The organism is Geodermatophilus obscurus (assembly GCF_900143215.1).
Classification (GTDB): domain Bacteria; phylum Actinomycetota; class Actinomycetes; order Mycobacteriales; family Geodermatophilaceae; genus Geodermatophilus; species Geodermatophilus obscurus_A.
In genome coordinates this window covers 7720-16191 of record NZ_FRDM01000061.1, presented here as the reverse complement: position 1 = coordinate 16191, position 8472 = coordinate 7720, and the positions used below count along the sequence as shown (strand labels likewise).

Annotated in this window: 7 protein-coding genes; 1 reads left to right on the top strand and 6 read right to left on the bottom strand. The window is 72.0% G+C overall.

Going from position 1 to position 8472, the window contains the following annotated elements:
• On the bottom strand, window positions 1-4442 hold a 4442-nt coding region (locus BUB17_RS27210), incomplete at its 3' end, for a hypothetical protein (protein WP_072921168.1).
• A 222-nt stretch (window positions 4443-4664) separates the two neighbouring features.
• Window positions 4665-4844, bottom strand: coding sequence for a hypothetical protein (locus BUB17_RS24015; protein WP_083606578.1), 180 nt, complete (start codon window positions 4842-4844; stop codon window positions 4665-4667).
• A gap of 483 nt (window positions 4845-5327) precedes the next feature.
• Between BUB17_RS24015 and BUB17_RS24010 the strand changes: the two genes are divergently transcribed.
• Window positions 5328-6182, top strand: coding sequence for a hypothetical protein (locus BUB17_RS24010; protein WP_072921166.1), 855 nt, complete (start codon window positions 5328-5330; stop codon window positions 6180-6182).
• A gap of 140 nt (window positions 6183-6322) precedes the next feature.
• Here the strand turns inward: BUB17_RS24010 and BUB17_RS24005 are convergent, their stop codons facing one another.
• The 4 genes from BUB17_RS24005 to BUB17_RS23990 all read right to left on the bottom strand — a co-directional run.
• On the bottom strand, window positions 6323-6574 hold the full coding sequence (locus BUB17_RS24005) for a helix-turn-helix domain-containing protein (protein ID WP_072921165.1): 252 nt from the start codon (window positions 6572-6574) through the stop codon (window positions 6323-6325).
• 15 nt (window positions 6575-6589) lie between these two features.
• Window positions 6590-6937, bottom strand: coding sequence for a histone-like nucleoid-structuring protein Lsr2 (locus BUB17_RS24000; RefSeq protein WP_072921164.1), 348 nt, complete (start codon window positions 6935-6937; stop codon window positions 6590-6592).
• Between the two features lie 81 nt (window positions 6938-7018).
• Window positions 7019-7999: a hypothetical protein gene (locus tag BUB17_RS23995; protein ID WP_072921163.1), complete on the bottom strand. Its 981-nt coding sequence runs from the start codon at window positions 7997-7999 to the stop codon at window positions 7019-7021.
• Window positions 7987-8472 (bottom strand): hypothetical protein (locus tag BUB17_RS23990; protein ID WP_072921162.1); only part of this gene is annotated, 486 nt, incomplete at its 5' end. The genes BUB17_RS23995 and BUB17_RS23990, both read right to left, overlap by 13 nt.

Genomic DNA, 8472 nt, shown 5'->3' with positions numbered 1-8472 from the left:
AGCTGCCCGGCGAACAGGGCCAGCCGCCGGGCCAGCGTGGCCGGCGCGGGGTCATCGGCCAGCACCGGGGTCTCCAGCAGGTCGGCGTTCATCGCCGGGATAAGCGCGATCCACACGCCGCGGCGCTCCCCGCGCCAGATGCGCGTCCAGCCGCGCAGCCCGTCCCCGGAGCCGCCCAGCTGCCAGCCCTCGGCCTGGGCCAGCTCCACCAGCGGCGCGCCACGGGTCAGCTGGTAGACGGCCTCGACGCGCTCGGTGGGGTCGGCCGGGATCTTCGCGACGTCAACGCCGAGGGCGGCCAGGGCCGCACCGGTCACCCACAGCTGCCCGGGCTCGCTGCGCCAGTTGGTGACCTGCGTGCCCAGGCCCAGCTCGTGCACCAGGTCGGCCAGGTGCCCGACGTGGGTCAGTCCGGCGGGCAGGTCGTGCCGGTTGCCGTCGGGCAGCCACACGCCGTCGGTGTGCAGCACCGCGGCGGGCGCGGTGAAGGTGCTGGCCGCGGCCGGCGGTGTCCGCCGAGGCGAGGGCCTGCCGGGGTGCAGTGAGGGCGTGGTGGCGGGATCGGACCGCTGGGCCGCGGCAGCAGGCGCAGTGGCCGGAGGAATTGCGGCCGGCGTTGCTGCAACTGGAGGTGGTGGTGTGGGCGCCACGGGGGCCGGTGCCAGCGGCGCCGGGGCTGTCTGCCACGTCAAGACCGGGCCGGCGGCGCGGGAAGCGGCGGTGCTGCGTCCCCAGCAAGGGATGTGCAACACGTGGTCGGCGAAGCGCACCGCACAGCTCTGACCACACGCCTCACACGGCGCGGTGTCCGCGGTGATCTCGGCGACGATGCGGGTGCCCTCGGCATCGGCGAAGGCCTGCGCCACGATGTGCTCCTGCTCTTGCGGTGGGCTGGTCAGGTCCACAATTGGTGCCGTCGACGCTAGGCCCGGCTGCCGACAACCCTCGCTGGCCGCAGCTCCGAACAGCGCCGTCGCCGCGTCCCCGGCTGCCGCCCCGCCGCCGTCACCATCGACCCCGTTGCCGGCCGCGTCGCCGTCCGGGCCGCCGCCGGAGCCGTCGTCGTACGGCAGCATGCCGCCGCCCTCGTCGGGGTCGCCCAGCAGCGCCCGCAGCCGCAGCGCGGTCACCCGCTGCCGCCGGTCCTCGCAGTGCAGCGTGCGCTGCACCGTGTACCGGGGGGTCATCCCGGTCCGCTCCTCAGCGATGAGTACGCCTTCGTCGAACAGCGCACGGATCGCCGTCCCCCGGTCCAGTTGCACCGCATCGGCCATCGTTCCAGCCGTGGCCTTCAGGACCTGCTCTAGAGCCGTGGAGTCCACCAGCAGCTGGGCGCAGCCGTCGCGCCCGTCGGGGTCGTGCAGCACGTAGCCGAACCGCATCCCTCGCGCCTCGAGCTTGTAGCGCGGCCTGGCGAGCTCGTCGACGCCGACGGCGACCCGCCGCCACCCGAGCCGGCCGGCCAGCGGCCACGGCGGTGGCTCCCCGGTCCGCACGTCCTCCACGTAGGCCAGCCCCGAGCGCAGGGCATGGCACAGCAGCTCGCGCACTCGGGCGCCGGTGCGGGAGGGCAGGTCCGGGTCGGTCGTGGCCGCCACCGCCTGCGCCAGCGCCTCATCGACTCGTGCCAGCAGCTGCTCCTGCTCGTCTGCGGTGATCGCTGCGGCCTGCACCAGGAAGTCGGTCATCGCGCACCAGCCCGACCACACCGCGCCCATCGCCTCGGCCTGGCGCACCTGCTCGCCGTCGGCGCGCAGCCGCTGGGCGTACCGCTCGCCCTCCGTGGCGTAGTGGGCCTTGAAGCCGATCAGGTCAGCGGCCAGCCACCGCAGCATCGAAGACATCAGCAGCGCCCGGCCGTGCCGGGACTCCTCGCCATCAAAGGCGATCAGTGCCTCCAGCGACACCTCTTCGGCTTGCAGCGGCACGACCAGCATCCGTTGGGCACCCGATCCCGGTCGGGGCATGACCTCGCTGGTGACCAGCGCGCTGGAGCGTGGTGGGGTGCCGTCGAGAACTCCGAGTCCGTCGCGGGTCGAGCGGGAGCGCTGCTCGCCGTTGTGCACCAGCCGGGCGAACTCCTCCAGCAGCTTCTGCGCGGCCAGCCAGTCCTTGGTCGGGGCGACGTCGTCGGCCCAGTAGAGGGCGTCCTTGGCCGCGTTGAGCTTGATCCGCAGGGCGTTGAGGGTGTCCCCGTTGCCCGACATCGACGACGCCGGCTTGCGCCGGTCCCACAGCTCGCCCCAGTGGTGCATCGCCAGCGACGCGATCGAGGTCTTGTAGGACCCGGGCGAGCCGATCAGCGCCAGCACCCATGGGTTGGGGCCCAGCGCCGAGCGGTACACGTGGCCCAGCAGCGGGGCAGCGACCCGCGGGGGCAGACGGGTGAGCATGCCTGCCGAGTGCTCGGTGAACGCCGCCCGCAGTGCGGCGGCGTCATCGCTGGGGTCGGGCAGGTCGTAGCGGGCCAGCGGTCCGGTGAGCAGCACCGGCACCTGCTGCGCGCCGTGCGCGCTGATCCCACCGCCGGCGTGCACGTAGCACCAGCCGACACCGGGCAGCTGCCGCCACCCGGTCGAGCGGTAGCGGGTGGTCATCGCGATGTCGGGGCTGACCGCTTTGATCGCCCGGCGCAGCGTCGCCAGCCCGGCGGGCTTGCCGTCGTAGTCCGGCTGGCCCGGCAGGCTCTCCAGCCAGCTGGCGTCGCGCCACTGGTCGGCACTGATCCGCAGCTGCATCCTCTCGCCGCTGGCCGGGTGGGTGAAGGTGAGCACCAGCCCGGACAGCTCCGCCGGTGCCGGCGGGTTGAGGACGGCCTGCTGCAGCCGAGCCGGTCGCCCCCTCAGCCGGGGCAGGTCGACGTCGACGTCGACGGCGTCCTCGAGGTACTCCATCTCCAGGATCTGCACGTCCAGGCCGAGGACGAGCTTCAGCTGCTCCGCGGCCTCGCTGTCCCAGTCGGCGTCCTTGCCGCGGCGCTTGTCCCGGTCGACCTGCACGATCTGCCGGTCCACGATGCGGAACGCCGGCTGGCTGATCGCGGCCCCGTCCCCGACCGGCCCCACGTCAGGGCGCGCAAACCGTCCTACAGGCTGCGACGGTGTCCCAGCGGCCTCGGGCGTCGAGGCGGCGGGCGACGGTGTGCCGACGGCTGCGGTCGAGGCCTCCGGCAGGGGCGCCAGTTGGAGCGCCGGCGGCACCGGCTGCCCCACCAGCTGCAGCGCCGCCCGCGCGGCCGTCGTCGCCTGGCGCCGCAACTCCCCCGCTGCGGTCAGCGCCTCATTCGCCCACGCCGTCCCGGTGTGCGCGGTGCGCGTCTGGACGGCGTCCAGGGCGCTGTCCAGCGCCTCGTGCCGGATCTCGGCCTCCAGCGCCCAGCGCCGGGCGAAGCGCAAGGCCTCCTCCGCCTCGGCCTCCCGGCTCTCCCCGGACTCGCCGGCGACCGCCAGCTGCGCTTGCGTCTCGGCCAAGGCCTGTTCCACCGCGGTGGCCTTCGACCGCACCGCGGCGACCGCGGCCCACGCCGCGACTTCCTCCACGTGCACGGTCAGCAGCTGCTCGAGGGAGTGGCCGGCGTCGACGTGGTCGCTGAAGTCGGCCTTGCGCGCAGTCGGTGCCGGCAGCAACAGGGTCACCGTCGCGCCCACCGCGCTCAGTTCCCGGTGGGCGGCCACTCCGCGTTCCCAGCCGGTGTCGTCCCGGTCCAGCACCACCCGCACATCCGCACCGCGCAGTGCCGACGCGAGCTCCGCGGTGAATCCCCGCCCCCCCTGGGCGTTCGTCGTCGCCACCAGACCCAGTGCCTCGGCCGCCGCGACGTCCTTCTCGCCCTCCAGCAGCCACACCGCCCGCCCAGCCGCCACAGCGGCCAGCACCTGCGGCAGCCGGTACAGCACCGGCGCGAAGCCCTCAGGCTTGCGCTTGAGCCGGCGGTCCCCGACCACGAACAGCTGGCGGAAGGCCTTGTGCGGCGGGGTGCAGGCGGCGCACCACTCCCGGATGACCTCCTGGACCACTCGGCCGTGGGCGTCGGTGTACGGGTAGGTCTCGACCTGCACCCACGCGTGCTCCGGCTCGGGTGCACTGGGCTCCCCCCGAGACGCGATCGGCCGCGGCAGGCGGCCGAGTTTGCCCCGTCGCTGCCCCCCGCGCCGCTGGGCAGGTGAGCGCCCCGCCCGCACCCCGAGCGAGCCCCGGTCCGGTCGGGCAGGCAGGGGCTCGTCGAACAGATCTGTTGCCCTCAGGCCCAGCGCGGCGATGATGTCGTCGAAGTCGGCGTTGCAGCTGTAGCAGCGCAGCAGCACCTGGCCGCGGCCGCCGCCGGCCACCCAGCGGACACCGAGCGACGGGCTGGTGTCGTGGTGCACCGGGCACAGCGCCCGGAAGACGTGCTGGCCCCGGTAGCCCTTGATCGGCCCATTGGCCTCCAGCGCGGCCACCACACGGTGCAGCGACGTGCGAGGACCACGAGCGACATCGCCCATGGGGAACCCGCTCACGGGCACCAGCCCGCGCGACACGTGTCACGGCAGTGTGGGTGCAGCCGAGATCGCCGACTTGTGGGTACGATGACGCCAGTCCTCCTGGCCGAGGATTGCTTTTGAGTCGAGTTGCCCCCCGTTGCCGCCAAGCCGTGGGGGGCAACTCGCTTTTCTGGAGCCTTGTCAGGCGCTGATGGGCAACTCCACTTGACCCTCGCGCGCCGCCAGGTTCTTGCGCTGGCGCTCCTGGATGTAGTTGGGCACCGGAAGGCCGTGGGCCCGCGCCAGCTCCCGGGTGAGGTAGTCCCCGATGTCGAGGCCCTCCCGCTCGGCAGCGGCGTCGTAGACCTCGAAGTGGTCCATGGGCATCCGGACCGTCTGCGCCTTACGTGGTCCGACCGACCGGCGACCGCCGGTCGGTCGAGCTCGCCTGTTGGCCATGGCGTAGTCCTACCAGGAACTCGAATCGGAAACAGCCAGGCGCGCATCTCGGGCGTGTCGACTTGTAGCTCCTTCGACAGCCCCACGTCCCGGGAAGGGACCGCGGGGCGCCCCGCTGTGACAACGGCTCGCGAAGTGATCGCCACCGGCCTGCTCAGCTGTCCCGGCGGTCCCCGCGCGCGCACCCACGCACGACCTGGCGCGGAAGCAGTGGGGAGCATGGGGAGCGTGGCGTACGCCCAGCTCACACACCCGTTTTCATGCTCCCCACGGGGGTGGGGAGCAGGGTGGGGAGCGTGGTGGGGAGCAAGTTGGAAGACGCGCCCAGACCCACGGTTGACTCCCGCGGCAGGATCCCGTGCCGCACACTGCACACAGGTGGTGACCGGTGTTCGAGGAGGGTGCATGCCAGTAGACGGGCACGTCCGCGGCTCCCGAGCCGCCGCTGAGCTGGACGCCGCCCTGCTCGCCGAGACCCAGGCCCTGTGCGACGAGATGGGCCGACAGGAGGAGGCTCGCTTCCCGGGCCTGCGACGGGAGTCCCCCCAGCCGGTCCCCGCGGACAGCCCCGCCGGCCGGGAGCGACTTCAGCGCGCCGCCCGCTGGCTGGATGACCTCACCTGGCACAAGCGCATGTACCGGCCGGCGCGTTTCCGCTGGTGGCCCGAGCACCTCATCGACATCTGCACCCGGACGACCGGCGGGCAGCTGGACTTCACCACCGTGGCCGACCTGGAGCTGCTGCGCCGGCATCGGTCCGTCGTCCAGGACGTGGTGGACACCTTCGGCGGCGCGATCGGCCAGCGGCTGGCCGACGCCTACATGACCGTCGGCTCCTACGACACCATCGGCGCCGAGCTGGGCCTGACCATGACCGACATCCGCGTCATGGTCATCTGGTCCGCTCCGGAGAACAGCGACTCCGGCGGGTGGATCCATCCCCAGATCAGCCGGGTCCTGCGCGTCGTCGGGCGGCAGCCCTTCCGCAATCCCCTGATCGAGACCTGGGAGCTGCTACAGCTGCAGCGCATGTACCGGGCCGCGGTCGACATCTTCGAAGACCTCACCGTCGACCTGATCGGTGAGCTGCGTGGCCGCCGTCCCGACGCGGTACTGGCCGCGGCGTCGGGTAGCGGCACGGTCGAGCGCATGGAACGACGCGTCCGGTGGGCCCACGAGGCGCGGGGCGGCCCCGGCGACCCTCGCCGCTACCCCAACCAGTTCTTCACCGCCGCCGGGTCGTCGACGACCCGGCCATAGGCCGGCCAGCACCCCGCCGCCTGTCCATGTGCGGCGCCCGGGACCCCGGCGCGCGCACGGGTGGCTCCCCATGTCCTGAGTGCAGGAGGGCGCTTATTGGTCGACGTCGAGCGACGCGCATCAGCGCCGTCGGGTCGGCATCACGCGTCCGCCAGTCGGGTGGCGCCACGAGCTCGGCGCGGCACGGAGTGCTTGTCCAGCACGCGTCGGACGGCGGTCGGGCTGCGGTCGGCCAGCTCGGCGATCTCGCGCAGTGACCGTCCGGCCCGGTATTGCTCGACGACGAAGGCCTCCAGCCGAACCTGTACGTCGCCGCCGGCGGGGTTGCCATTGCGGGCGGTGCCGGTGAACTCCGGCAGTGGCCGCAGCTGCCGGCGCGGTGGATACGCCATCCGGACCGGTGTCGGTCAGTGGGCCGCGTCGTAGGCGGCCAGGACGGCCGCGGGGATGCGTCCCCGACCGGACACCTCGTGGCCGTTGCGTCGGGCCCACTCGCGCACCGCGCCGGTGTCCCGTCCACCCGAGGCCTGTCCCCGACCCGTGGGGCGACGGCGCCGGCCGTCACGGTCAGCCACCCGCCGGCCGGCCACGACGTAGCGACCCAACTCGGCCCGCAACTGCTCGGCATTCTGCGCGGACAGGTCGATCTCGTACGTCTGCCCGTCCAAACCGAAGACAATGGTCTCACCGGCGCCCGTCGCCAAAACCTCACCCGACAGGTCGTCTTCCAGAACCACCTGCAATGTCCGAGCCACAAACTCTCCCTCGTCGCCATTCCCGCGCCGCACCGACCCTAGTGCAGCCATGACCGCCGACGGCGGAATGCCGGGGCCCGGTCAATCAGTCTGGATGACCTGCAGTTCACCGATGCGGACTTGGGCCTCCTGGGTGAACGACACATCGTCGATGGTGCCGGTCTGGCCACCGCCGGCCCAGTCGACGGTCCAGTACGACGTCGCGGTGACGGTGTAGGCGCCATCTGGCTGGGCGGCGCTCGTGCGGGTGTAGGTGTGACCGCAGTCCGGTGAGTCGCTGCGCCCGTAGCTGTCGACGTAGGGCGTCCCGGCGCCCGTGCAGGTGACATTCTGCCCGTCGCCCATCGACCACACGACCCGCTCGACCCGCGCCGTGGCGGTGACACTCACCCCGCCAGCTGCCACGGTGCGGCTGACCGGACCGAAAGTCTGCTCGTTCGGCGTATTCACCCACAGCCACGTCGGCAGGCCCACCAGACCGACACTCGAAGGATCGGGCTCGGGGACCATCCCGATGTCGATCGCCCGCAGCTGCATGGCCGCCAACGCCTGCTGCGCCAGCACGGCCGGGTCCGGCGGGGCGGCAGGCCCAGCGGGTGGGTCCGCCGCCCAGAAGAACGTCACGCCGGTCCCCGGCAGGGTGTAGGGGTAGCTGCAGGTGTAGACGGCGCCACCGGTATTCCCTGAGAACAGCGGGCTGCCGGCGGGCGGCTGGGGGTTCATCGGGGCGACGTAGCAATCGTGCTCGTTGGACCAGTACCCGGCGCTGCTGCTGCAGGGAACTTCGGTGGGGGCTGTGCTGCTGGCGTCGTCGATGCATGCCGGAGTGGCCGGATCCCCACCACCGCCTCCGCGGTTTCCTCCGCTGTCGTCCCCGCCGCTGTTGTTGCTACCGCCGCCACTGCTCGGGTTGCCGGGTACCTGGACTTGGATGACGCACTCGCCGGTGGAACGGTCGTATACCGTGCAGCTTGTTGGGTCGGCCGACGCAGGTGACGGCAGGGCGATCAGGCCTGCCAGTAAGGCCAGCAGGCAAGTCGCTCTCTCGGTCAGCTGTCGCATGGCTGTCCCTGATACTCAATAGCGTTTACGCGCCATCCGAAGTCGAACTGCACTACGCTCAATCGGTCCGCCGACTGAGAAAGCCTGGTAGCCAGTACAACCGACTGTCCGCTGCTGTCGACAACGTTTACGTCGCGGACGTCAACGCATGTGTCGATAACGACCGTGGGGTACCTGGGCGGGGTAGCGGCCGGATCGGTGGACAGGTCAACACTGAAGACCTCGGAGCTGACGACCCGGGAGTTGCCGATCTGCACCCGTCCCCGCGTCTTCGTCTGCCTTGAGATCCGCTCCTGGATGGTCAGCGCGGCGTTGGCCGCCACGTCGCGCAGGCTGTTCAGGTCGGCATTCGGGTCGGAGTTCACCTGGTCCAACTTTGCGTAGTAGCTGACGACCATCGCCGTCGCGTCGGCCACGGCCTGGTCTTCCGGGCTGAGCGGGGTGGGGCTCGCGCTGGTGGGTGCGGCGCTGCT